23 protein-coding genes are annotated in these 23,102 nt (G+C 71.3%); 10 read left to right on the plus strand and 13 right to left on the minus strand.

Translation table 11 applies throughout. The features are described from left to right. Nucleotides 1-4: 4 nt before the first annotated feature. From CP970_RS06960 to CP970_RS06985, 6 genes are all read right to left on the minus strand, one after another. The gene (locus CP970_RS06960; RefSeq protein WP_055544299.1) at nucleotides 5-913 is read right to left on the minus strand and encodes a prephenate dehydrogenase; all 909 of its coding nucleotides are present in this window, start codon (nucleotides 911-913) and stop codon (nucleotides 5-7) included. Further along, entirely contained in the window at nucleotides 913-1,830 is a 918-nt protein-coding gene (locus tag CP970_RS06965; protein ID WP_055544226.1) for a phytanoyl-CoA dioxygenase family protein, read from the minus strand. Before CP970_RS06965 ends, CP970_RS06960 begins: the two co-directional genes overlap by 1 nt. A gap of 141 nt (nucleotides 1,831-1,971) precedes the next feature. After that, a complete protein-coding gene (hppD, locus tag CP970_RS06970; RefSeq protein WP_055544227.1) occupies nucleotides 1,972-3,036 on the minus strand; it encodes a 4-hydroxyphenylpyruvate dioxygenase in 1,065 nt (354 codons plus the stop codon). A gap of 13 nt (nucleotides 3,037-3,049) precedes the next feature. Continuing rightward, complete coding sequence (locus CP970_RS06975; RefSeq protein WP_055544228.1) at nucleotides 3,050-4,318, minus strand: beta-ketoacyl-[acyl-carrier-protein] synthase family protein; 1,269 nt, start codon at nucleotides 4,316-4,318, stop codon at nucleotides 3,050-3,052. Then, on the minus strand, nucleotides 4,315-5,961 hold the full coding sequence (locus tag CP970_RS06980) for a class I adenylate-forming enzyme family protein (protein ID WP_055544229.1): 1,647 nt from the start codon (nucleotides 5,959-5,961) through the stop codon (nucleotides 4,315-4,317). Before CP970_RS06980 ends, CP970_RS06975 begins: the two co-directional genes overlap by 4 nt. A gap of 189 nt (nucleotides 5,962-6,150) precedes the next feature. Continuing rightward, a complete protein-coding gene (locus tag CP970_RS06985) occupies nucleotides 6,151-6,414 on the minus strand; it encodes an acyl carrier protein (RefSeq protein ID WP_055544230.1) in 264 nt (87 codons plus the stop codon). A gap of 18 nt (nucleotides 6,415-6,432) precedes the next feature. Here CP970_RS06985 and CP970_RS06990 point away from each other — a divergent pair, with 18 nt between their 5' ends. Then, complete coding sequence (locus tag CP970_RS06990) at nucleotides 6,433-7,101, plus strand: 4'-phosphopantetheinyl transferase family protein (protein ID WP_150493075.1); 669 nt, start codon at nucleotides 6,433-6,435, stop codon at nucleotides 7,099-7,101. A 15-nt stretch (nucleotides 7,102-7,116) separates the two neighbouring features. Here the strand turns inward: CP970_RS06990 and CP970_RS06995 are convergent, their stop codons facing one another. Both CP970_RS06995 and CP970_RS07000 read right to left on the minus strand, forming a co-directional pair. Further along, nucleotides 7,117-8,538 (minus strand): AMP-binding protein, encoded by a 1,422-nt coding sequence (locus tag CP970_RS06995; RefSeq protein WP_079043188.1) that lies wholly within the window; start codon nucleotides 8,536-8,538, stop codon nucleotides 7,117-7,119. A 291-nt stretch (nucleotides 8,539-8,829) separates the two neighbouring features. Further along, nucleotides 8,830-9,909, minus strand: a complete 1,080-nt coding sequence (locus tag CP970_RS07000) for an alpha-hydroxy acid oxidase (RefSeq protein ID WP_055544233.1) — start codon at nucleotides 9,907-9,909, stop codon at nucleotides 8,830-8,832. A 165-nt stretch (nucleotides 9,910-10,074) separates the two neighbouring features. Between CP970_RS07000 and CP970_RS07005 the strand changes: the two genes are divergently transcribed. From CP970_RS07005 to CP970_RS07045, 9 genes are all read left to right on the plus strand, one after another. After that, nucleotides 10,075-10,719: a TetR/AcrR family transcriptional regulator gene (locus tag CP970_RS07005; protein ID WP_224058300.1), complete on the plus strand. Its 645-nt coding sequence runs from the start codon at nucleotides 10,075-10,077 to the stop codon at nucleotides 10,717-10,719. A 45-nt stretch (nucleotides 10,720-10,764) separates the two neighbouring features. Beyond that, nucleotides 10,765-11,715, plus strand: a complete 951-nt coding sequence (locus CP970_RS07010) for an alpha/beta hydrolase (protein ID WP_055544235.1) — start codon at nucleotides 10,765-10,767, stop codon at nucleotides 11,713-11,715. 4 nt (nucleotides 11,716-11,719) lie between these two features. After that, on the plus strand, nucleotides 11,720-13,066 hold the full coding sequence (locus CP970_RS07015; protein ID WP_055544236.1) for an aminotransferase-like domain-containing protein: 1,347 nt from the start codon (nucleotides 11,720-11,722) through the stop codon (nucleotides 13,064-13,066). Between the two features lie 159 nt (nucleotides 13,067-13,225). Beyond that, nucleotides 13,226-13,846, plus strand: coding sequence for a TIGR03086 family metal-binding protein (locus tag CP970_RS07020; RefSeq protein ID WP_055544237.1), 621 nt, complete (start codon nucleotides 13,226-13,228; stop codon nucleotides 13,844-13,846). 29 nt (nucleotides 13,847-13,875) lie between these two features. Next, nucleotides 13,876-14,136 (plus strand): hypothetical protein, encoded by a 261-nt coding sequence (locus CP970_RS07025; RefSeq protein ID WP_055544238.1) that lies wholly within the window; start codon nucleotides 13,876-13,878, stop codon nucleotides 14,134-14,136. A gap of 30 nt (nucleotides 14,137-14,166) precedes the next feature. Beyond that, complete coding sequence (locus CP970_RS07030; RefSeq protein ID WP_055544239.1) at nucleotides 14,167-15,141, plus strand: ferritin family protein; 975 nt, start codon at nucleotides 14,167-14,169, stop codon at nucleotides 15,139-15,141. Beyond that, nucleotides 15,131-15,508, plus strand: coding sequence for a holo-ACP synthase (locus CP970_RS07035; protein WP_240507292.1), 378 nt, complete (start codon nucleotides 15,131-15,133; stop codon nucleotides 15,506-15,508). The genes CP970_RS07030 and CP970_RS07035 overlap by 11 nt, the downstream gene beginning before the upstream one ends. Then, nucleotides 15,505-15,930, plus strand: a complete 426-nt coding sequence (locus CP970_RS07040) for an acyl-CoA thioesterase (protein ID WP_055544241.1) — start codon at nucleotides 15,505-15,507, stop codon at nucleotides 15,928-15,930. The genes CP970_RS07035 and CP970_RS07040 overlap by 4 nt, the downstream gene beginning before the upstream one ends. Continuing rightward, nucleotides 15,927-17,441, plus strand: coding sequence for an AMP-binding protein (locus CP970_RS07045; RefSeq protein ID WP_055544242.1), 1,515 nt, complete (start codon nucleotides 15,927-15,929; stop codon nucleotides 17,439-17,441). The genes CP970_RS07040 and CP970_RS07045 overlap by 4 nt, the downstream gene beginning before the upstream one ends. A gap of 72 nt (nucleotides 17,442-17,513) precedes the next feature. On the opposite strand, the gene hydA is transcribed toward CP970_RS07045, so the two are convergent. The 5 genes from hydA to CP970_RS07070 all read right to left on the minus strand — a co-directional run bounded on the left by hydA (nucleotide 17,514) and on the right by CP970_RS07070 (nucleotide 23,089). Further along, nucleotides 17,514-18,908: a dihydropyrimidinase gene (gene hydA / locus CP970_RS07050; protein WP_055544243.1), complete on the minus strand. Its 1,395-nt coding sequence runs from the start codon at nucleotides 18,906-18,908 to the stop codon at nucleotides 17,514-17,516. 46 nt (nucleotides 18,909-18,954) lie between these two features. Beyond that, the gene (locus tag CP970_RS07055) at nucleotides 18,955-20,238 is read right to left on the minus strand and encodes an aspartate aminotransferase family protein (protein WP_055544244.1); all 1,284 of its coding nucleotides are present in this window, start codon (nucleotides 20,236-20,238) and stop codon (nucleotides 18,955-18,957) included. Next, nucleotides 20,235-21,077, minus strand: coding sequence for a nitrilase-related carbon-nitrogen hydrolase (locus tag CP970_RS07060; RefSeq protein ID WP_055544245.1), 843 nt, complete (start codon nucleotides 21,075-21,077; stop codon nucleotides 20,235-20,237). Before CP970_RS07060 ends, CP970_RS07055 begins: the two co-directional genes overlap by 4 nt. Nucleotides 21,078-21,269: 192 nt before the next feature. Next, nucleotides 21,270-22,733, minus strand: a complete 1,464-nt coding sequence (locus CP970_RS07065) for a hypothetical protein (RefSeq protein ID WP_055544246.1) — start codon at nucleotides 22,731-22,733, stop codon at nucleotides 21,270-21,272. A 104-nt stretch (nucleotides 22,734-22,837) separates the two neighbouring features. Next, entirely contained in the window at nucleotides 22,838-23,089 is a 252-nt protein-coding gene (locus tag CP970_RS07070) for a helix-turn-helix domain-containing protein (protein ID WP_055544300.1), read from the minus strand. Between the last annotated feature and the right edge of the window lie 13 nt (nucleotides 23,090-23,102).

A 23,102-nucleotide genomic window follows, 5' to 3' on the forward strand; every position in this document is an offset into this window, starting at 1 on the left:
ACCCTCAGTTCCCGGCCGCCGCACCCGTCAGGCTCAGTCCGCCGGGGGCGAGCCCCGGTATCCGGCCGCGCCCCCGCACCCCGCGCACCAGGGCGGAGGCGAGGTGCGCCCTGCTGCTGCCGTACCGCTCGGGCGGCACGGCGGGCGAGGCCGCGCCCATGTCCCGCAGCGCGTCCACGAGCGTGCCGAGCTCGGTGGCGACCTCGGCGAGGACCTCCGCGACCGCCGTGGCGTTCGAGCCGAGGATGTCGGTCCACAGCTCCGCGTCGCCCCCGGCGATCCGCGTCACATCGCGCAACCCCTGCCCGGCGAGCTGGAGTTGGGAGTCGTCCCCGTCCATGAGCCGGGCGGCCACCAGGCTCGCCACCACGTGCGGGGCGTGCGAGGTGAGGGCCACCGCCCTGTCGTGCGCGGCGTGGGCCATCACCAGCGGCCGCGCCCCGCAGAGCCCGGCCAGTTCCCGCACCCGCCGCACGGTCGCCGCACCGGTCTGCGCCGCCGGGGTGAGCACCCACGGCCTGCCGCGGAACAGATCGCCCCGCGCCGCGAGCGGCCCCGACTGCTCCCGGCCCGCCATGGGGTGGCCGCCCAGGTAGCGGGTCAGATCGCAGCCGAGCTCCGCCGCCTCCTCCTGCGGCCGCACCTTGACGCTGGCCACGTCGGTGAAGTCCTCGGCCAGTTCCCGCAGTTGATACTCGTGCAGCGTCGCGGCGACGTGCTGCGGGGGTACGGCGATGACGGCGAGGTCCACCGGCGTGCGCGGGAACCCGACCACACCGGCCCCGAGATCGGCCGCGGTCCGCGCCACCTCGGGGTCGCGGTCGATGAGGTGGACGGGCACGCCCCGACCCCGCAGGGCCAGGGCGATGGAGGTACCGATCAGGCCGGTCCCGACCACCGCGGCACTGCGCATCAGCGGCTGCTCCACAGCAGGGGCAGGTACTCGGGGTCGCTGTAGTCCGGGGTGCCCGCCGCGGTCCTGCGCACCAGCAGGTCGTGGTTGTAGGCGACCTGGGTGCCGTCCGAGCGGCGGAAGTCGCGGTAGCGGTTCTCGCCGTCCTGCAGGTGGAAGGAGATGGCGCGGCGCGGGCGGTCGCTGACGTTCGCGCCGCTGCCGTGGTAGGTGCGGCAGTGGTGGAAGTTGACGTGGCCCTTGGGGATGTGGACGGGGATCTTGACGACCTCGACGCCGTTGTAGCTCGCGTTCTCCTCGAGCATCTCGTCGAGTTCGCTGCGGTCGCGCTCGGCGAAGTGCAGCGACGTCGTGTCGTTCTCCGCCATCTCCTTCCACAGGTGGCTGCCGTCCACCATGGTGATCGTGCCCATCTCCTCGCCGCAGTCGTGGAAGGGGATGAACGCGGTCAGCATCCGCTCGGAGGTGGACGTGGCCCAGTAGTGCCGGTCGAAGTGCCAGGGCACGATGTTCGACTGCTCCTCGGCCACCGGCGGCTTGAAGATCAGGGTGGACTGGAACACCCGTATCCGCTCGGCCTCGGCGATCCGCGCGGCCACCGCGCCGAGCAGCGGCTTGCGCAGGATGCGGCCGATCGTGTCGTCCTCGTAGTGGATGTAGTCGTTGTGGCGCTGCACCGGGCCGTGCTCCGGCTCCCAGTAGGCCAGCTTGGGCGGGCGGACGGGCAGGGTGCGGTCGCGGTGCCCGGCGTAGAAGTTCTCGCTCGCCGACTCCAGGAGGTCGATCTCCTCGTCGGTGAAGAGCTTCTTGGACAGGTACCAGCCGTGCTGGGCGTAGAAGAGGACGTCCTCGTCGGTGGGGAGGAGTTCGCGCTCTTCCTCCGTCAATTCGAACAGCGTGGCATCGTGAACGGTCACGGGTCTTCCTTCGGTGCGAGTGCTGCGATGCGGATGCTGCGGCGCAGGTCGTACTGAGGGTGGTGAGGGTGCTGCGCCGCAGTGCTGCGGGTACTGCGGAATGCGGGCAACGGGAAGGCGCGCGCTACGGGCCCGGGCCCGTCAGGCGGTCGCCTTCTCGCGGGCCACGGCCTCGTAGAGGGCCTTGATGTTGCCGCTGCCGAACGTCCGGGCGCCGTGGCGGTCGATGACCTCCCAGAAGAAGGTGTTCCTGACGTGCAGGGACTGGGTGAAGATCTGGAAGACCTGACCCCAGTGGTCCTGGTCGACCAGGACGTTGGTGCGCCGCAGGTCCTCGATCTTCAGGTCCGGACGGCCCAGGCGCTCCTCCAGCTCGTCGTAGTACGCGTCGGGCGTCTCCAGGAACCGCACGCCGCGCGACTCCAGGGCGGGCACCGCGGTGACGATGTCGTCGGCCAGGAGCGCCAGGTGCTGCACGCCCGCGCCGCCGTGCCGTGCGAGGAAGCCGTCGATCTGGCCCGGCTTGCGGTCGGTGACCGGCTCGATGAGGGTGAACGTCACCTTGCCCGAGGGGCTCTGCACCACCTTGGAGTCCATGGCCTGCTCGCCGACCTCGATGAACTCCTCGAAGATCTGGGTGAACCCGAAGACCTTCTCGTAGAAGGCGACCGTGGGGCGCAGCTGGCCCGCGGGCAGGCAGATCGCCGCGTGGTCCACGGTGTTCAGCAGGTGCGGGCCCTCGTCCGGGTCCTCGGCGAAGATGTCCATCACGCCGGGCAGGAACTCGGCCCGGTCGCCGGTGCGCTGCACGAAGCGGTGGGCGACGTCGCCGAAGCCGAGCACGGAGGCGGTGACGACCTCGGTGCCCTCCTTGGTGTGCGTCCGGGGCTGCTCGACGGCGAGGGCGCCGCGCTCGACGGCGAGGGCGAACGCCTTGGCGGCGTCGGTGACCTCGAAGGCGATGTTGGCGACGCCGTCGCCGTGCCGGGCCACGTAGGCGGCCGCGGGGTGCTCGGGGGTCAGCGCGGAGGTGAGCACGACCTCGATGCCGCCCTGGCGCAGGAGCAGCGAGCGCCGGTCGGCCTGACCGGTCTCGGGGCCCGCCTGACCGCACACGCGGAACCCGAACGCCGTGCACAGGAAGAACGCCGACTGCTGGGCGTCCCCGACGTAGAACTCGATGTGGTCTACAGCTCCGATGTTCACGATTCCCTTTCCTCTAGCGCTTCTTGCGGCTGCTGGCCGTGCCGAGCAGCAGGCTGACGTTGTGGCCGCCGAAGGCGAACGAGTTGGAGATCGCGGCCTCCACTCGCTGCTGCCGCGCCTCGCCCCGCACGTGGTCGAGGTCGCAGTTGGGGTCCACCTCGTCGAGGTTGTGGGTCGGCGGCAGGACGCCCCGGGAGATCGCCAGGGCGCTGAAGGCCGCCTCCACCGCGCCGGATCCGCCCAGGAGGTGTCCCGTCATCGACTTGGTGCTGCTGATGGCGGGGGCGTTCTCGCCGAACACGGCCCGGACGGCCTTCGTCTCCGCGACGTCGCCGAGCTTGGTGGCCGTGCCGTGCGCGTTGATGTAGCCGACGTCCTCGGGCGCGAGCCCGGCGGTGGCGAGCGCGCCGCGCATGGCGTGCGCGGCTCCGTCGCCGTCGGGGCGCGGCGCGGTGGGCCGGTGGGCGTCGGTGGTGGCGCCCCAGCCGAGCAGGTCGGCGTAGCCCGCGGCGCCCCTGGCGTCGGCGTGGTCGACGCGCTCGACGACGAGGACGCCCGAGCCCTCGGCGAGCACGAAGCCGTTGCGGCGCCGGTCGAAGGGGCGGCTGGCCGCCTCGGGGTCCTCGCCCCAGCCGTGGGCCAGGGCCCTGGCGTGCGCGAACGCGAGGGCGGACGTCGGGTTGAGCGGGGCCTCCGCGCCGCCGCAGACCACCACGTCGGCCTCGCCGTAGCGGATCAGCCTGGCGGCCTCGACGACGGCGTGAGCACCGGCGGCGCAGGCGGTGGCGATCGCCGAACTCCAGCCGCGTATCCCGTACTTGATGGCGATGCGGGCGGCCGCCATGTTCGGCAGCATGCCGGGCAGCAGATAGGGACTGACCGCGGTCGGGCCGCGCTCGGCCCTGGCCTGCGCCTGTGCCTCGTACGTCGAGAGGCCGCCCGCGCCGCTGGAGACGATCACGGCGACCCGGTGCGGGTCGACGTCACGGCCCACGACCAGGCCCGCGTCGGCGAGCGCGTCGTCGGCGGCGGCGAGCGCCATCAGGGCGTAGCGGTCGACGAGGCGGCCCTCGCTGGGCGGCAGGACCTCGCGCGCCTCGATCGCGGGGGCGATGCCCGCGACGTCGACGCTGCCCGCCAGGAGGTGGTCCTCGGGCGGCCTGCGCAGGCCCGACTTGCCGTGGCACAGGGCGTCGAAGTTGGCCGCGGCGCCGCGGCCGAGCGGGGTGAAGGCGCCGAGTCCGGTGACGACGGCGCCGGATCCGGCGGTGGAGTGCGTCATGCCGCCACCCCCGCGGTGCCCTTGGCGGAGAGCAGTTCGCCGTCGAGGAAGCGCTGGCGCAGCAGGATCTTGCGGACCTTGCCGGTCGCGCCGAGCGGGATGCGGTCCGGGCTGACGACGACCACGCGGTCGACGGTGGCGGCCACGTGGGGTTCCAGGGCGGCGAGCACCTCGGCGGTGCGGTCGGCGTCCTGGTCGGCCTTGGGGTCCAGGAAGAGCAGGACGGAGGTGACGACCTGGTCGTCCTTCTTCACGGCGACGACGGTGCACTCCAGGACGTCGGCGCAGTCCGCGAGCACCTGCTCCTCGCACAGCATGGTGAAGAGCCGCTTGCCGTCGGCGAGTTCGACGGAGTCGACCATGCGGTCGACGTGGTAGTAGTACCCGGCCTCGTCACGGAAGACGAGGTCGCCGGTGAGGAAGTAGCCGTCCCTGCGCGTGCGGTAGGTGGTCACCGAGTCGTTCCAGTAACCGAGCGACAGGGTGGGCGCGCTGATGGCGAGCTGCCCGACCTGCCCGCTGTCGAGCTTCTCGCCGTCGTCGTCGACGACCGCCACGTCGGAGAAGGCGTGCGGCTTGCCGATGCAGCGGCCGTAGCGGCTGGTCTCGGGCGTGTGGGTGATGTGGAACTGGGAGTGCCCCATCTCCGACGAGCCGAGGCCGTCGACGAAGAACGAGCCCTTCGTACGGACCCGGCCCTCGCTGGTGACGGACTCCCGCATGCCGACGGCGATGAGCTTGCGGATGTGCGCCTCGTGCGCGCAGTCCCCGGTGTTCCACCAGGTGCGCACGGAGTCCAGGTCGCGCGCGCCGAGGTCCTGGCCCGCGAGCTCCGACCAGGTGGTGGCGAAGCCGAGCACGGCGTGCGGCCGCCAGGACTCGATGGCGTCGAGCACCGGACCGCCGGACTGCTGGGAGAGCACGACGAGTTGCGTACGGTTGGTCAGCGCGAGGTTGACCGCGATGACGGTGGCCGCGTGGGCCGAGGGCAGCGCGCCCAGCATCCGCTCGATGCCCTGGCCCTTGGGCAGCGAGAGCCGGTGACGGATGGCCGCGAAGAGGCTGTGGTGCGAGTGGATCACGGCCTTGGGCAGGCCCGTGGTGCCCGAGGAGTGGGTGATGACCGCGGGCTCGTTGCCGTGGTGGCGGTAGGGCTTGGGGGCGGCGGCCGGGTCGCCCTTGCCGAGTTCCGCCGGGTCCGCCAGGAGCGGCGTGGCGATGTCCCGGTCCTTGAGGGAGTCCCAGTGCGCGGTGTCGGCGATGACGCCGACGGCTCGCAGCCGCTTGATGTACTCGCCCGCCTGCTCGGCCGGGACGCGGCCGTTGACCAGGGCGGGGATCGCGCCGACGCGCGTCAGTGCGAGGTAGCTGAGCACCTGGTCGGCGCCCGCGGTCACGAAGACGGCGACCACGTCACGGGGCCGGACGCCGAGGGCGTGCAGCGCCGCGGCCCGCGCCGTGACCCGCTCCCCCAGCTCGGCCAGCGTGTGGGCCTGCCAGGCGGGGTGCCCGTCGACCTCGGTGTCGAAGGTGATGCTCGGCGCGTCGAGGCCGGTGCCCCGCTCGAGCAGCGTGGTCAGCACGTTGCCGACGCCGAGACCTTGGTCGCCGGCGAGCTCTGCGCGCTCGTTCTTGGGATTCATTCCCCGGTGTCTCCACTCATCTGGATCGTGCTCTTGGCGTACGGACGCTGGGTGAGCGAGGGGTGCGGCGGGCGAGGTGCGGCGCGTCGGCCCGCCTCGCTCACCGACCGCGGGACACTCCCTCCCGCCCGCTGCCGTGGGCACCGGGGCGGGGAGGGTTCGCCCGGCGTGCCAGGACGGTTCGTGGGCTCACCCGGCCGTCGCGGCGGCGGACGCGCGCTCGACGATCTCCTTGACCAGGCCGGAGACGGTCAGGAGCGCGACGGTCTCCATCTCGTCCTCCTCGAACTTCACGCCGTAGGTGTCCTCGACCTGGATGGCTATCTCCGCGACGGAGAGGGACTCGAGGTCGAGGCCCGCCGGGCCGAGCGGGGTCTCGCCGGTTACGTCGGAAACGTCGTAGTTCATGTTCTGAAGGGCCTCGATGATGAACTTCTCAACCTCAGCGGACATTTGATTGACTCCCTCTTCATGGACAGGCACCCGGGCGGTTCCCCGGACACGGTGACGGTGCTGTGGTGCACCACGGACGGCGACGAGCGGCGCAAGGCGCACACCTTGGTGGTGCGGGCCGCGGCCGGTCTGCTGGGTGTCGCGCCGTCCGAGATCTGGTTGGAGCACGAGGCCGGTGGCCGCCCGGTCCTGGGCGGCGCAGGCAAGTCGCTGCACGTCAGCGTCGCTCACGCTCGCGGGGCGCTGGCCGTCGCGGTGACCGGCCTTGCCCCCGTGGGTGTGGATGTGGAAGTGGTGCGGCGACTGCGCGCCGCGGCGATGTCCCGGGCGTGGCTGGACCCCGCCGAGGCGGCGTGGGTCACGGCTCTGCCCGAGGACGATCAGTCAGTGGCGTTCTTGTGGCTGTGGACGCAGAAGGAGTCGGTCGGCAAGGCGCTCGGCCAGGGCCTGCGGCAGGGCGGCATGAGCCGCCGGGTGCCGCTGCCCGGACAGTGGCCGGCGGGGAACGACGCTCCGTCGGTGCCGCGGCGGCTGCCCGGTGATCCGGGTGTCGTGTCCGCGGCTGTCGTGGTGGGCGGCGGGCTGCACGTCATCGGTGTCGCGCTGCACGGGGGCACCGGGAGTGCCTCGTGCGCCGACGGCGTGCGTCTCGATGTCCGCGAGGTGTGCCCGACGGAGCTGGGCTGAACTCGGCTGAACCGGTCACACACCGGCGGCCGACCGCGCGGCCGCGCGGAGGACGTCGGCGTTGCGCACGGGCTTGCCGGTCGCGGTGCGGGGGAGTTCGGGCAGCACGTGCAGGGTGCGCGGCCGCTTGTAGGGGGCGAGGCGGGCGGCCAGACAGTCGGCGAGGCCGTCGAAGACGGCACGTTCCTCGACCATCACGAAGGCTTCGATGCCGGTGCCCTGGACGACCACGGCCCCCGTGATGCCGGGCAGGGCGCTGATGGACGCCTCGACTTCCGAGAGGTCCACCTTGAGCCCGCCGACGGAGACCTGCGAGTCGAGCCTGCCGAGCACCGTGAGGAGTCCGGTGGCGTCGTCGAAGCTGCCCGCGTCCTTGGTGCGCAGCCAGCCGTCGACGAACCGGGTGGGGTCGGAGGGGCCGACGTACGGGGATTCGGGCAGTCCGAGCAGGATCTGGCCCTCCTCGACCCGTACCCGCATGCCGGGTGCGGGGGTCAGGCCGGGGCGGGTGGACCCGGTGAGGTCCGCGGCGATGACACCGGCCTCGGTCATGCCGTACATGACGCCGAGCTCGGCGTCGTAGCCGTGGGTGAACCGCTCCCAGACGTCAGCCCTGACGAGCTCGCCGCCGGTGATCATGCGGCGCAGCTGGGGCAGCCTGGGCGGGTTCTGCGCGGCGGCGAGGACCGCCGCCTGCGAGGGGACGCCGAGGACGGTCGTCGGCTCGTCGCCCGCGGCGACGGCCTTGAGGATGCCGTCGACCGTCTGGCGCGCGGGCAGGACCACCTGGGTCCCGCTGGCCAGGCCGTACAGGAGTCCGCCGACCAGGCCGAGCACATGGACGATCGAGGCGAGCACGACGGTGCGTTCGCCCCGGTGGGGGAAGCCGTCGAGCTGGCCGTACCGGTCGATCTCCGCGAGGAGGCTGCCCACGGTCCTGCCGATGACCTTGGAGGGGCCCGTGGAGCCGGAGCTGAGCTGGAGCAGGATGTGCTGCGAGGCGGCCGGGCGGCCGGTGCGCAGGGGGGTGACGCGGGTGGTGACGTCGAAGAAGCCGCGGAGCGTTCCGCTGACGTCGGTGACCGGCTCGACGACCAGCTGCGGTGTCAGTCGCGCGACGGCTTTGCCCACTTCGTGGGTGGTCAACCGGTAGTCGAGCAGCGCCACTTGGGCGCCCGCACGCCAGCCGGCGAGCATCGCGACGATACAGCTGAGCGAGGGCGGCAGTCGCACCGCGACCACGCCTCCCGCGACGAGTCCCGCCGCTTGGTAGCGGGCCTGTTCGGCGGCGACGAGCTCGCGGAGTTGCGCGCGGCTCACGGCTTCGCCCAAGTGCAGGGCGACATCCCCCCCATCACCCTGGAGCAATATGTCATCGACCCAGGCGCCCTCGGTGCACCTTTTAGGTGCCGTTTCCCCCATTGGAATCCCACCCATCTAAATCCCCAACGAACAACCCGAACGTCTTGGTGACAGCACTGTCCATAGGACATGTCGGGTAGGTAGTCGCCCCAGCCCCTCGGTGTCAGATCCACCGTTATTCCCTCGGCGACGCCTCCATCGTTACTTACTACCATCGAGTAATCAAGGGATGATTTCTATTAAATTACTACTTGCAAGTAGGACTCCAGAAACCGCTTGCATTTCTATTTTTGGGCATACCGAGACCCCCATCCACCTCGGTGAATCCGGTGAATGGGAATCGATTGAATCGTTCAAACCATCAGTTCAATTATGAACAATTCCTGAATTCCCGAAGTCCCCCACTCGTGCCGCCCCCATGAGCGCCATCACTTCTTCGAACTCATCGAGCAGCACCCGGAGCACGCCGGCTACGCCCGCGCTTCCGGAGTGCGCCAGTCCCCATAGCGCGGGGCGCCCCACGAATACCGCGTCGGCGCCGAGACAGAGCGCCTTCGCGATATCCGCGCCGTGCCGGATCGACCCGTCGAGGATCAGCCGACAGCGTCCGTCCACCGCCTCGACGATCCCCGGAAGGGCATCGGCCGCCGGGATCGCGAAATCGAGCTGGCGACCCCCGTGATTCGAGACGACAAGCGCGTCGACACCGTATTTCACGGCCAGCTCGGCATCCTCGGGCGCGAGGACGCCCTTCAATACGAGCGGCAGAGAAGTGCGCTCACGCAGCCAGGCAAGATCCCTCCAGGTAATGGAGGGGTCAAATTGCTCCTTCGAATGCCGCGCAATGGCGGACTCGCCCGCCGCTCCCCCATGGGAAGCGGACATGACGGCCGGGTCGACATTCACCGCGCGGATACCCGCGGGAACGGCGAACCCATTGCGCGCGTCCCGCGGCCGGTGTGCCACGCGCGGCGCGTCGACGGTCAGGACCAGCGCCTGATAACCGGCGTCCTCCGCCCGCCGCACCAGCTCGACGAGCGTCTCCCGCCGTCTGAGCCAGTACAGCTGAAGCCAAAGGGGCCCGCTCGCCGCCGCGGCGATGTCCTCGAGGGTACGGCTCGCGAACATGCTGACCGTGAGCAGCGCACCCGCCGCACCGGCCGCCCGCGCGGTCGCCAACTCACCCTCGGGGTGCGCCAGTTGGTGGTACGCCATGGGCGCGATGCCCAGCGGTGCGGCGAGCCGCGAGCCGAGCAGGGTCACGCCGGGGTCGCATCCGGAGACGTCGACGAGGCATCGCGGGCGGAGCCTGATCCGGTCGAGCGCGGCCCGCCCCGCCGAGAGCATCGACTCGGTGCCGCTGCCCCCTTCGAGGAAGTCCCACACGGGAGCGGGAAGCCGCCCCTCGGCCTCGGCCCGGTACTCGCGCAACGTCAGCGCCGCCACTCTTCGTCTCCCCCGTACTCACTCAACCCGTGCACCAAACTAAACGCACGGCCGTACAGTAACTGTACTCTTGCACAATGTCCGCACGGTCGTCCACTTAGTAGGGTGTGCATCTCGGCCGCTGGGACACCGACCCCCCGCGCAGGGAGAATGAGGAGGTGGTGCGTGACCACGACCCGCACCGATGGGCGGATCGCACGCGGAAACCAGACCCGACAGTTGATTCTGCGGCGCGCCGTGGAGATCGCATCGGTGGAAGGCCTCGAAGGGCTGTCACTGGGGCGTCTGGCAGGTGAACTCCGGCTCAGCAAGAGCGGGGTCTTCGCCCTCTTCGGCTCGAAGGAAGAGCTGCAACTGGCGACCGTACGCGCCGCCATCAAGATCTATATCGAATACGTCGTGCAGCCCAACCGCGAACTGTCCTCGGGAATACGCCGGTTGTGGAGCCTGTGCACCAGCTGGCTCACCTACTCCGAGCAGCGGGTCTTCCCCGGCGGCTGCTTCTTCTACTCGGTCTCCGCCGAGTACGACGCACGCGAGGGCAAGGTCCACGACACGGTCGCCGGCGCACACGGCAGCTGGTTCAAATACCTTGAGCAGACGATCGAGGAGGCGAGGAAGGCGGGCGAGGTACGCGACGACACCGACATCCCCCAACTCGCCTTCGAGCTGGTCGCCCTCCTTGAGATGGCCAACTCCGAATCCGTACTGCACTCCAACTTCACCTGCTACGCCAGAGCGGCCGAGGGCATCCTGAACCGTCTCCGCGACGTCTCGACGGAACCGTCCCTGCTGCCCGACACACCTTGAAACCCACCGCGGTCCGCCGGACCGCGGCCCTGGTCCGGAGGCACCATGGCATTCGATCCACAACTCCAGGCGCTGTACGACCAGCGCGCGGAGCAGGGGGTCCGCCCCCTGTACACGATGACCCTGGAGGAGGCGCGGGCAGCCGATCTCGCCGCCATCCAGGCCGAATCGGGCACTCCCGAGCCGGTGGCGGAGGTGACCGACGAGTCGATACCGGGACCGGCGGGACCGCTGCCCGTGCGCGTCTACCGGCCCGCGGGCGAGGGCCCGCTGCCGGTGCTCGTCTACTTCTTCGGCGGCGGCTGGACGCTGGGCTCGATCGCGACCAGTGACGCGATCTGCCGCAGCCTCGCCAATGCCGCGGGATGCCTCACCGTCGCTGTCGGCTACCGCCTCGCACCCGAGCACAAGTTCCCCGCCGCGCCGCGGGACTGCCTCGCGGGCGTGCGCTGGGCGGTCGAGCACGCGGGCCGGTTCGGCGGCGACCCCGCGCGGGTGGCCGTCGGCGGCGACAGCGCGGGCGGCAACCTCGCCGCGGTGGTCTCGCTCATGGCGCGCGACGCCCAGGGCCCGGACATCCTGGCTCAACTGCTCGTCTACCCCAACACGGACTACCTCGCCGACACCGCGTCGCGCCGCGAGAACACCGATCCGCTGCTCTTCAACGACAAGTCCGTGCAGTGGTACTGGGACAACTACCTGGCCTCGCCCGACGACGGGCCCGACCCCCTCGTCTCGCCGCTGCGGGCACCCGACCACTCGGGCCTGCCCCAGGCCCTGGTGATCACCGCCGAGTACGACCCGCTGCGCGACGAGGGCGAGCAGTACGCCGAGCGCCTGCGGGCGAGCGGCGTGCGCGTCGATGCGACCCGCTACCCGGGCGTGGCACACGGCTTCTTCGCCATGGCGGGGACCCTGGACGCGGGCCGCCGAGCCATCGAAGAGGCCGCCACCTACCTGCGTACCGCCTTCGCAGGCGCCACCACGGAAGATTGATCCCATGGCAGACACCACGACTCCCGCGAACACCACGTCAGGCGCGCTCGACCTCGGCGAGCTGCACGGCTCCCTGACCGACCCGGTCCTCGACGCGATGAACTTCCTCAACGAGGTCGTCGCCCGCTTCCCCGACGCCATCTCCTTCGCCCCCGGCCGACCGTCCGAGGGCACGTTCGAGCCCGAGGACCTCGCGCGCCACCTGCGGTCCTACAGCGACCACTTGGAGCAGGAGCGCGGCTGGTCCCGCGACCAGGTGCGCACCCAGCTCTTCCAGTACGGCCGCACCAACGGCGTCATCCACGACCTCATCGCCCGCACCCTCGCCAACGACGAGGACATCCACGTGAGCCCGGAGTCGGTGGTCGTGACGACCGGCTGCCAGGAGGCGATGCTGCTCACCCTGCGCGCGCTGTTCGCGCGGCCCGAGGACACCCTGCTCGTCAGCTCGCCCTGCTACGTCGGGGTGACCGGCGCCGCGCGGCTGCTCGACATCGCGGTGCGCCCGGTCGCGGAGGGCGCCGCGGGCCCGGACCCCGACGCGATACTCGCCGCCGTGCGCGAGCTCAGGGCGCAGGGCCGACGGCCGCGCGCCCTGTACGTGGTGCCGGACTTCGCCAACCCGTCCGGCGCGAGCATGACCGTCGCCGCCCGCGAACGGCTCCTGGAGATCGCCGTCCAGGAGGACCTGCTGGTCCTTGAGGACGATCCGTACGGGTTCTTCGTGCGCGAGGGATCCGCGCGGCCCACCCTCAAGGCCCTGGACCGCGAGCGCCGCGTCCTGCACCTGGGGTCGTTCTCCAAGACCGCGCTGCCCGGCGCGCGCGTCGGCTATGTGGTGGCCGACCAGGAGGTGGTGGGCCCGACGGGCGAGCGGACGCTGCTCGCCGACCAGCTCTCCAAGATCAAGAGCATGACGACGGTGAACACGTCGGCGATCAGCCAGGCCGTCATCGGCGGACTCCTCGTCGAGTCGGGCTACCGGCTCCGCGAGGCCAACGCGGCGGCGATCGACTACTACCGCGGCAACCTCAACGCCCTTCTCGCGGAGCTGGAACGGCACTTCCCCGCCGAGCGCAGGCAGCAGCTCGGGGTCGAGTGGAACCGTCCCGACGGCGGCTTCTTCCTCGTCGTACGCGTCCCGTTCGTGGCCGACACCAAGGCCCTGGAGCGCTCCGCCCGCAACTACGGCGTGCTCTGGACGCCGATGGGCGACTTCTATCTGGACGGCGGCGGCGACCACCAACTCCGGCTCTCCTGCTCCGCGTTGAGCATGGCGGAGATCACCGAGGGCATCGGCAGGCTGGCCGCGTTCATCACCGAGCAGGCCGCGGAGGCGGCTGCCGGGTAGCGGGCGCACGCGCACGAGGCCGAGGGGCCCGGTCCTGACCGACCGGGCCCCTCGGCCTTTCTTTTCACCACTAACTAAACGTACGGTCGTGCTATTGTTTTTCTGCCCGCGCTCCCCACGAGAGCGACCGCGGGACAACCACTCGCCGAAAGGATCCGCATGGATATCCGGAAGCTCGACCGGACGGCAGTGCTGGAGAGCGCACGCATCCTGGACCAGGCGACTCCCGCGGACTGGGCGGCGCCGACCCCGTGCGCGGACTGGAACCTGCGCGAACTGGTCGCGCACATGACAGGACAGCACCGCGGCTTCGCGGCCGCCGCGGCGGGCCGCGGCTCCGACCTCTCCGCCTGGCGGCCCGCCGAGCTCGGCGACGACCCGGTGAAGGCCTACCGCGCCGCCGCCGACGAAGTCCTCGACGCCTTCGCCCGACCCGGCGTGCTCACCAGCGAGTTCGCCATCCCGGAGATCAGCACGGCGACCACCTTCCCGGCCTCGGTCGCGATCGGGTTCCACTTCCTCGACTACGTCGTGCACGGCTGGGACGTGGCACGGGCCCTCGGCATCGACCCGCGCCTCGGCGACGACGTCGCCGAGGCCGCGCTCGTCTTCGCCCTGCGGGTCCCCGACGACGACCGCAGGCTCGGCCCCGCGGCGCAGTTCGACCCCTCCCTGACCCCGGTCAGGGAGGCGGGAACGCTCGACCTCGTCCTCGCGGCGCTCGGGCGCACGCCCGGCTGGACCGCTCCCGCGACGCCCGCGACCGCACCGCAGCACTGACCCATCGATCGACCCACAGGGAGACACCCATGCTCGCCGAACTCAGGACCCACGTCGCACGCCGCCTCGGTCTGCCGCAGGAGGAGGTCTTCGACGGACGGCCGCTCTCCGCCGTCCTGGTCGCGTCGCCGGACGCCATCAACTCCATCGACCTGCTCGACGCGTTCGCCGGCGCACTCGCCGACGTCGGCGTCGACGACGACGTGGAGCTGCCGACGATGACCCTCGACCACACCGCGGAGGACGTCGTGTCGGCGCTCGGCAAGCAGCTCGCCACGGCCTCCTCCTGACTCCTCCTGAACGGAAAGGCGTCCCGACCCATGCTGATCATGACCGACATCGTCAAGGAGCTCCGCGCCGGAGCCACCGTCAGCGATGTGCTGCGCGTCCAGCAGAGCTACCACGAGCAGCGCCGCTGGGGCACCGACCACCTCTTCGACGGCCGCAAGCTGAACCGGCCCGCCGAGGGCGACAAGGCCGCGCTCTGGCACGCCTCGCGCGCCGAACTCACCACCCAGCCCGCCGGCATCCGGCTCGCCGTGGACGGCGTCAAGCTCGCCAACGAGATCCGCGAGTCCAACCCGCTCGGCGCCAACGTCCTGCACATCGCCGCGGCCTGGTCGGCGCGGTACTGGCTGGAGGAGGAGGCGCACCACGAGGTCGCCTTCGGCCGCCTGATGGAGATGGCCGGGGTCGACCCGATCGACGAGGACGAGGTGATCGAGCACCGGGGCGCCTTCCCCACCGACAACTACGCCCGGGTGTGCATCCTCCAGGCCTGCGTCGAGATCGAGGCCTGCGTCTCGTACGGCTGGCAGTCCCGCACCACCGAGGACGGCCTGGTGCGCGACGTCTTCCACACGATCATGAAGGACGAGGTGCAGCACCGGCAGTACTTCGCCTCCTTCGCCAAGGCCCTCGTCGAGTCCGGGGTCTACCCCATCAAGGACGTCCTCTCGATGGCGTACACCTGGGTGCGGCCCGACGGCGGCGAGACGTTCGGCTCGGCCCGCGACGCGCAGACCGAGCGCGAGGGCTTCGTCAACTGGTGGGAGCGGACCCGCACGGCCGAGGAGGAGTTCGGCCTCGGCGACGACGCGCTGCACGAGGGCTCGGTCCACATGAAGAAGCTGACCAGCGTGTTCGCCCTGGTCCGCGAGGTGACCGGCATCCACACCCAGTCGTACGAGGACCTCAAGCGTGCCTACTTCGCCAGCCTTCGGACGAACGATGTCGACCGGATTCGATCTGCAGTCCGTGACGGAGCTGCGCGAGAAGCGGCACTTGCTCGCTAGTGGCGCCCTGTTCACCGAGCGCGAGCGCGCGCACTGCCGCGCCCGCCCCGTGCCGGACGCCTCCCTGGCCGGTCTCTTCGCGGCCAAAGAGGCGTTCGTGAAGGCGCTCAGCTCCCTGGGCGGCGGGCCCGCGCACACCTTTCCCGAGGTCGAAGTGGTGCACGGGCCCGCGGGCCAGCCCCGGTTCCGGCTGCACGGAGAGCTCGCCGCGTGGTGCGGGGAACGCCGGATCGACGTCGAACTCTCGATCAGCCACACCGGGGACCTGGCGGGCGCGGTGGTGGTGCTCCTCGCCGGGACCGCGAGCGACGGACCCGCCGGGCCCGCCGGCGACGGACTCGCGAGCGACCGAAGGGACACCCCATGACCACCGCCGCACTGCCGCGCCTCGCGCACGCCTGCGAGGTCGCCCTGCGCCCCAACGACTTCGACTGGGCCGGGCACCTCAACAACAGCGTGTACGTCCAGCTGTTGGAGACGGGCCGCTGGGAGTGGGGCCGGGCCTTCGGCGGCGACCTGAGCGAGGGGACGCCGGTCGCCGTGGTCCTCCAGCTCCAGCTGGACTACCTCAAGGCGGTCGACTGGGACCCGGTCGGCAGGCTCGTGGTCCGCACCTGTCTCGCGGAACGCTCCGCGTACAGCTTCACGCTCACCCAGGACGTCGAGCGGACCGACGGCACCGTCGTGGCCAGGGGCCGGGTCAGGCTCGGGCTCGTGGACCGCGACACCAAGCGGATCCGGCGGGCCGACCTCGCCGCACTGCTCGACCTCCCGGAGGGGGACCGATGATCGCGACCACCTTGCAGGAGGCCATCGCGGGGCAGGCCCACCGGGCGCAGGCCACCGTCACCTTCGGCACCTCCGCCCGGCGCGAACGCCTGACGTACCCCGAGTTCGCCGCGCAGATCGCCGCGGCGGCCGGTGGCTTCGCCGAACAGGGCGTACGCCGCGGGGACCGGGTGATGCTGCGCATCGCCAGCTCCAGGGAGGGAGTGCTCGCCCTGCTCGGCCTGATCCACCTGGGCGCGGTCCCGGTCTCCGTCAAACCGCACGTCCCCGGGGCGATCCTCACGCAGTACTTCGCCACGGTGATGCGGCAGCAGGACGCACGCCACGGCTTCCGCGTCTCCGGTCACGGCCTCACCGAACTCCAGCTCGTGCTGCGCCCGCAGGACGCGCCGGGGCCCGCCCCCGGCGGCCCGGAGGACCTCGCCTTCATCCAGTACACGAGCGGCTCCACCGGCATGCCGCGGCCCATCCCGCTCAGCCACCGGGCCGTCCTCGGCAACATCGCGGCGATCCGCGACGTCGCGGGCATGAAGCCGGGCCACGCCGGTCTCATCGCCCTGCCGCTCCATCACGACATGGGGCTCATCGGGGTGCTCACCTCGCTGGTCCAGGGCATCGACCTGGTCGTCGAGGAGCCCGGCACGTTCCTGCGCAGGCCGCTCGCCGCCCTGCGCCTGGTCCGTGACGCGGAGTCGGTGCACAGCGCCTTCCCCGACTTCATGCTGCGCTATCTGGCGGCGCGGATCGGCGAGGCCGCCGGGCAGGACGCGCTCGACCCGAGCCTCTTCGGCGCCTGGCGCACGGTCTTCTGCGGGGCCGAACCCATCCGCAAGCCGTCCGTCGACACCTTCGTGGGCGCGACCCGCCGCTGGGGCTTCGACCCGACGGCACTGGTGTTCTGCTACGGCCTGGCCGAGGCCGCGTTGATGGCCACCTCGCACCGCTACACGGACCCGGGGACGAGCTTTCGCACCGAAGGGCCCGTCACCACCGCGTGCCTGGGCACCACCATGCCCGAGCTCGACCTGCGGATCGTCGACGAGTCGGGCAGGGAGTGCCCGCAGGAGCGGGTCGGCGCCGTACAGCTGCGCGGCGCCACGCTGTTCAACGGGTACGACGGGACCACCGACCACCGCACCACGTGGTTCGACACGGGCGACGTGGGCTGCCTGCGCGCCGGCAGGCTCTATCTGAGCGGCCGCAGGAGCGACCGCATCAGCGTCAGCGGCGTGAACGTCTTCGCCGCCGACGTCGAGCAGGTGGCGACACAGGTGCCGGGCGTCGCCGAGTGCGTGGCCCTGCCGTACGACGAGTCGTTCGCCCTCGTCGTCGTGGCCGAGCGGTCCCGGCAGATCGACACCACCGAGATCGCCAACCGGGTGGCGGCCGACTTCGGACTCGCCCCGCGATCCGTCGTCGAGGTGCCGCGCAGCGCGATCGCCAGGACCGCGAGCGGGAAGCCCGCCCGCAATCACATGGCGGCGCGGCTGGAGCAGGGGCTGCTGGTCTGACTCCGGGCCCCGCAAGGGGCGCGGGGAACCGCGCGACCAGCCACGAAATACCCGCGGCTTACGAACAAGCGCCTAGCCGAGGTACTGAGTCATACCGCGAGAGACGTACGCCCCGTGCCCGGCCCGCCCGGTGAACTCCCGCTGATCGATGACCAGTTCGCCCCGCGAGAGGACCGTCTCGACCCGCCCGGTGACCCGCCTCCCCTCGTACGCCGAGTAGTCCACGTTCATGTGGTGCGTCGCGGCGGACATCACCTGCTCGGCCGCCGGGTCGTAGATGACCACGTCCGCGTCCGCGCCCGGTGCGATCGTGCCCTTCTTGCCGTACATGCCGAACATCCTGGCCGGGGCCGCGCAGGCGATCTCGATCCAGCGGCGGCGCGTGATGTGGCCGTCCACCACGGCCTGGTGGAGCAGGTCCATGCGGTTCTCGACGCCCGGCATGCCGTTCGGGATCTTCGAGAAGTCGCCACGGCCCAGCTCCTTCTGGCCCGTGAAGCAGAACGGGCAGTGGTCCGTGGAGACCACCTGGAGGTCGTTGGTGCGCAGCCCGCGCCAGAGCGCCGCCTGGTGCTCCCGGGGGCGCAGCGGGGTCGAGCAGACGTACTTGGCGCCCTCGAAGTCCGGCTCCGCGAGGTTGTCCGTGGACAGGAACAGGTACTGCGGACAGGTCTCGCCGAAGACCGGAAGTCCCTTGTCCCGCGCGGCCACCAGCTCCGCGAGCGCCTCTTCGGCCGAGACGTGCACGACGTAGAGCGGCGCCTCGGCGACCCGGGCGAGCTGGATCACCCGGTGTGTCGCCTCCGCCTCCAGGAGGGCCCTGCGCACCTCGCCGTGGTGGCGCGGATCCGTCTCGCCGCGCGCGAGCGCCTGCCGCACCAGGACGTCGATGGCGATGCCGTTCTCCGCGTGCATCATGATCAGGGCGCCGTTGGTGGCGCCCTTCTGCATCGCGCGCAGGATCTGCCCGTCGTCGCTGTAGAAGACCCCGGGGTACGCGGTGAAGAGCTTGAACGAGGTCACGCCCTCCCCCACGAGTCCGTCCATCTCCTTGAGCGACGACTCGTCGACGTCCGAGACGATCATGTGGAAGCCGTAGTCGATCGCGCACTTGCCCGCCGCCTTCGCGTAATAGGCGTCGAGCCCCTCGCGCAGGGAGTGCCCCACCGACTGCACCGCGAAGTCGATGATCGTGGTGGTGCCGCCCCAGGCCGCCGCCCGGGTGCCGGTCTCGAAGGTGTCCGACGAGAACGTGCCGCCGAACGGGAATTCCATGTGCGTGTGGGCGTCGACGCCGCCCGGGATCACGTACTTCCCCGTGGCGTCCAGGACCCGGTCCGCGCTCCACTCCTGGGTGCCCGCCGAGGCGAGCGCCGCGATGCGGCCGTCCTCGATCAGGACGTCGGCGTGGACCTCCTCGGCGGCCGTGATGACGAGACCGCCGGTGATCAGCGTGCGGGTGCTCATGCGGGCACTCCCTCTCCTCTGTGTGAACCAGGCGCTACTGGGTGAACTAGGCGCTGCGCAGGGCCTGTTCAAGAATGGATGCGCCTTCCTCCGCCTCCGCGACGGTCAGCGAGAGCGGCGGCGCCACGCGCAGCACGCTGGTGTTGTGCCCGCCTCCCTTGCCGATGAGCAGTCCGCCATCGCGGGCCGCTTCGAGGACGGCGGCGGCCGCCGCCTGGTCCGGCTCGTCCGTCCCTGGCCGCACCAGCTCGATGCCGATCATCAGGCCGCGCCCGCGCACCTCGCGCACGCCGGGCAGCTGGGCGCAGATCGCCCGCAGCCGCTCGATGAGCAGTCCGCCGACGCGGCGCGCGTTGCCCTGGAGGTCGTGTTCCAGGAGGTGCGTGAGGTTGGCGAGGCCCGCCGCCATGGTGACCGGCGAACCGCCGAACGTCGAGATGGAGTTGGCGTCGAGGCAGTTCATGAGCTCGGCGCGGGCCACGACGCCGCCGATCGACATGCCGTTGCCGATGCCCTTGGCGAAGGTGAGGATGTCCGGCGGGCCGTTCTGTGCGTGTGCCTGCCAGCCCCAGAAGTGGTCGCCGGTGCGGCCGAGTCCGGTCTGCACCTCGTCGGAGATCCACAGGATGCCCTGCTCGTCGAGGACTTCGCGGAACGCGGCGTACAGACCGTCGGGCGGCGAGGTGAAGCCGCCGACGCCCTGGATGGGCTCGGCGATCAGGGCCGCGACTCCCCCGCGCGCCTGCCCGAGCACGTCCCGCAGATCGGCGACGCACGCCTCGGTGAACTCGGCGTCGCTCAGGGCGGCGTACGGGCCCCGGCCGCGCACGCCGCCGTGCACGTACAGCGTCTGGAGCGGCGAGAGGCTGGTCGGTGACCAGGCGCGGTTTCCGGTGATGCCGACGGCCGTGAAGGAGCGGCCGTGGTAGCTGTTGCGCATCGCCAGGATCTGGTTGGAGCCCCGGTACGCGGTGGCGAGCATCAGGGCGGTGTCGTTGGCCTCCGTACCCGAGGTGGTGAAGAAGACCCGGGCGTCGGGGATCCCCGACAGGGCGGCGATCCGTTCGGCCAGGTCCACCATCGGGCGGTTGAGGTACAGCGTCGAGGTGTGGATGATCCGCCCCGCCTGGTCCGCGACGGCCTTGGTGACCTCGGGCAGGGCGTGCGCGGTGATGGTGGAGAGGATGCCGCCGAAGAAGTCGAGGTACTTGTTGCCCTCGGCGTCCCACACGTGGCGGCCCTCGCCGTGGGTGAGTTCGAGCGGACGGCCGTAGTACAGCGCGAGCCAGTCGGGCAGCACCGCCCGGTGGCGGTCGTACAGATCGGTCACGGCTCCACCAGCCCCTGGTAGGCGTCGGGTCGGCGGTCCCGGTAGAACGCCCACTGCTGTCGTACTTCCTCGATGAGGCCGAAGTCGAGGTCCCTGACGAGGAGTTCCTCGGCCTTGTCTCCGGCGGGCTCGCCGACGAACTGGCCGCGCGGGTCGACGAAGTACGACGTTCCGTAGAAGTCGTTGTCGCCGTACTCCTCCTGGCCGACGCGGTTGATCGCGGCGATGAAGTACTCGTTGGCGACAGCCGCCGCGGGCTGTTCCAGCTGCCAGAGGTAGGCGGAGAGGCCGCGCGAGGTGGCGGAGGGGTTGTAGACGATCTGGGCGCCGTTCAGGCCCAACTGCCGCCAGCCTTCCGGGAAGTGGCGGTCGTAGCAGATGTAGACGCCGACCTTGCCGACCGCCGTGTCGAAGACCGGCCAGCCCGCGTTCCCCGGCTTGAAGTAGTACTTCTCCCAGAAGCCCTTGACCTGCGGGATGTGGTGCTTGCGGTACTTGCCGAGATAGGAGCCGTCGGCGTCGATCACGGCCGCGGTGTTGTAGTAGAAGCCGGACTGCTCGACCTCGAAGACGGGGACGACGATCACCATGCCGGTCTCGCGGGCGAGTTCCCGCATCCTGGTCACGGTGGGCCCGTCCGGCACGGGCTCGGCCCAGCGGTAGTGCTCGGGTTCCTGGACCTGGCAGAAGTAGGGGGCGTTGAAGACTTCCTGGAAGCCGATGATCCGCGCACCCTGACGGGCCGCCTCGCGGGCGTGCTCCTCGTGCTTGGCGATCATCGATTCCGTGTCGCCCGTCCAGGTCGCCTGGACCAGTGCGGCGCGTACGACGTTGACCATGAGCTGCTCCTTCACATGCCCTTGAGAGGACGTCAGAGAGCTTCTACGCACGTAGACTTGATGCGTAGATAGGAGAACGTAAGCCTCCGCCGACGGGCTGAGCAAGACCATCGTCGTGAACCGGCTGAGTCGATCACGTTTCGCACCCGAGCGGGCGAGAAGCGGACCGCGGCCGCGGGGAAACGGACCGGGTCAGGCGCTGAACCCCGCGACGCGCAGTGCGTGCACCAGGTCCCAGTGGTGTTCGTCGGAGACCGCCTTCGCCGTCTCCAGGAGCAGGGGTATGAGGCGGTTCGGATCGGTGTGCGCGCAGCGCGCAGCGTCCTCGGGCGTCCGCACGCGCAGGTACGAGTCCAGGAGCGCGCGGGCCTCCCGTTCGCGGCCCGCGTCGATCAGCCCGAGCATCGCCTCCGCCATCTCGGGCGCGGGGCGCGCGACGCCCTGCCGCAGCAGCTTCCTGCAGTCGTCGGCGCGGCCCGCCCCGGCCAGCGCGTCGGCCACGGCGACCAGGCGGTCCGGCGGCAGCGACGCGACCTCCCAGAGCAGGGTGGCCCAGTCGGCGCCGAGCCCCGCGCGGTGCAGCTCACCGGCGAGCTCGGGCAGCCGCGCCGCGGGCCAGCCCGCGGCCTCGACGAGCACGCCGTGCGCCTCGCCGCTGCGGCCCTCGCCGCGCAGCCGCACGAGCTCCCGCACGGTGGTGACCGTGATCCGCTCGTCCTCGTCCGCGAAGCCGCCGTCGGGCTCGTCGTGGCCACCGCGCCCGTCGTGCCCGGGGTCGAACACGCCCTCGTGGTCCGGCGCCGGGATGGGCCCCGTGTGCGCGAACCGGGCACCACGGGGAGCCGCGGGCGGCCCCGCCGCACCCCCCTCGGGGCCGGGTTCGGGGTCAGCGTCCGCGCCGCCGCCGAACCCCGCGAACCGGGCACCCCCCTTGGCGCGCCTGCGGGAGCGCCCCTCGGGCACCGGCGCGGCCGCCTGCTCGGGCACCCGGGGCTCCGCGTCACCGGCCTCCTCGACGTCCGCGTGGGCGACGGCCGGGGCGAACGGGCTCCCGAAGTCGTCCTCGGCATCGGCCCCGCCGAAAGCGCCGGACGGATCTCCGAAACCGACCCCGTCCGTCCTGCTCAGGTCCACCCACGACGGCCGCCGCGCCGCGTCCAGGCGGTCCAGGCGCTCCTGGAGCTCCACGCAGCGCGCGGTGGCCCGTTCGTGGTCGTCGCGGACCCATGCCAGGTCGAGGTTGACGCGGTCCGCCTCGTCGGGTCCCGTCGCCTCGGTGAGCTGCCGGGTGAGCTCGGCCTGGCGTTCGGTCGCGTAGCGCTGCTCCCTGAGCATCATGTCGAGCCGCTCGCCGAGCAGCTCGCGACCGCCGGGCCGTGCGTCGTAGGCGGTGAGGGACGCGCGGTGCAGGACGCGGGCATGCCCGGTCTCGCGCTCGGCCTCGGGCACGCCCCGGTCCGCCGCGAGGTCGTGGAGCAGCGCCTGCACCACGTCCCAGGGAGGCACCTCGGCGCCGTCCAGACAGGCGCGCATGCCGTCCGGGTCCCGTTGCCAGAACACGCCGCACCAGCCCGCGCCCTGATCGAGCCGCGCCAGCAGCTCTCTCAGGTATTTCGCGAACTCCCTGACCTGATCCGGGAGTTGTCCCACTGCCATTCGACCAGCACCGCCCCGTGGAGCCTGGAGTCTTCCGGTCCGGAAGATAACACCAGTCGTGTTACGGGACGACTACACGCAGTTTTCCGGGGTCCGCACAAGAGTCACACGGGCACGAGCTCGCACCGCACGACGATCTCGTCGAGCGAGAGTCCGAGCACGGCCGCGAGCGCGGCCACGGTGAAGAGCGCGGGCGTGGGCGCGCGGCCCGTCTCGATCTTGCGGAGGGTCTCGGCGGAGACACCGGCCTCCGTCGCCACCGACACCATGCTCCGCGCCCCCCGGGCGTCCCGCAGCAGCAGCCCGAGCCGCTCACCGCGCTCGTGCTCCTCAGGGGTCAAGGGATTTCGCACCATGGACCCATCGTAG

It is taken from the genome of Streptomyces kanamyceticus (assembly GCF_008704495.1).
GTDB classification, from domain to species: Bacteria; Actinomycetota; Actinomycetes; order Streptomycetales; family Streptomycetaceae; genus Streptomyces; species Streptomyces kanamyceticus.

Coding starts and splice junctions, on each gene's coding strand:
- CP970_RS07020 (WP_055544237.1), top strand. CDS start 13,226: ATGGATATCCGGAAGCTCGACCGGACGGCAGTGCTGGAGAGCGCACGC.
- CP970_RS07015 (WP_055544236.1), top strand. CDS start 11,720: ATGGCAGACACCACGACTCCCGCGAACACCACGTCAGGCGCGCTCGAC.
- CP970_RS06975 (WP_055544228.1), bottom strand. CDS start 4,318: ATGACGCACTCCACCGCCGGATCCGGCGCCGTCGTCACCGGACTCGGC.
- CP970_RS07065 (WP_055544246.1), bottom strand. CDS start 22,733: ATGGCAGTGGGACAACTCCCGGATCAGGTCAGGGAGTTCGCGAAATAC.
- CP970_RS06995 (WP_079043188.1), bottom strand. CDS start 8,538: ATGGGTGGGATTCCAATGGGGGAAACGGCACCTAAAAGGTGCACCGAG.
- CP970_RS07025 (WP_055544238.1), top strand. CDS start 13,876: ATGCTCGCCGAACTCAGGACCCACGTCGCACGCCGCCTCGGTCTGCCG.
- CP970_RS06985 (WP_055544230.1), bottom strand. CDS start 6,414: ATGTCCGCTGAGGTTGAGAAGTTCATCATCGAGGCCCTTCAGAACATG.
- CP970_RS07010 (WP_055544235.1), top strand. CDS start 10,765: ATGGCATTCGATCCACAACTCCAGGCGCTGTACGACCAGCGCGCGGAG.
- CP970_RS07045 (WP_055544242.1), top strand. CDS start 15,927: ATGATCGCGACCACCTTGCAGGAGGCCATCGCGGGGCAGGCCCACCGG.
- CP970_RS06990 (WP_150493075.1), top strand. CDS start 6,433: ATGGACAGGCACCCGGGCGGTTCCCCGGACACGGTGACGGTGCTGTGG.
- CP970_RS06960 (WP_055544299.1), bottom strand. CDS start 913: ATGCGCAGTGCCGCGGTGGTCGGGACCGGCCTGATCGGTACCTCCATC.
- CP970_RS07060 (WP_055544245.1), bottom strand. CDS start 21,077: ATGGTCAACGTCGTACGCGCCGCACTGGTCCAGGCGACCTGGACGGGC.
- CP970_RS06980 (WP_055544229.1), bottom strand. CDS start 5,961: ATGAATCCCAAGAACGAGCGCGCAGAGCTCGCCGGCGACCAAGGTCTC.
- CP970_RS07040 (WP_055544241.1), top strand. CDS start 15,505: ATGACCACCGCCGCACTGCCGCGCCTCGCGCACGCCTGCGAGGTCGCC.
- CP970_RS07070 (WP_055544300.1), bottom strand. CDS start 23,089: ATGGTGCGAAATCCCTTGACCCCTGAGGAGCACGAGCGCGGTGAGCGG.
- hydA (WP_055544243.1), bottom strand. CDS start 18,908: ATGAGCACCCGCACGCTGATCACCGGCGGTCTCGTCATCACGGCCGCC.
- CP970_RS07030 (WP_055544239.1), top strand. CDS start 14,167: ATGCTGATCATGACCGACATCGTCAAGGAGCTCCGCGCCGGAGCCACC.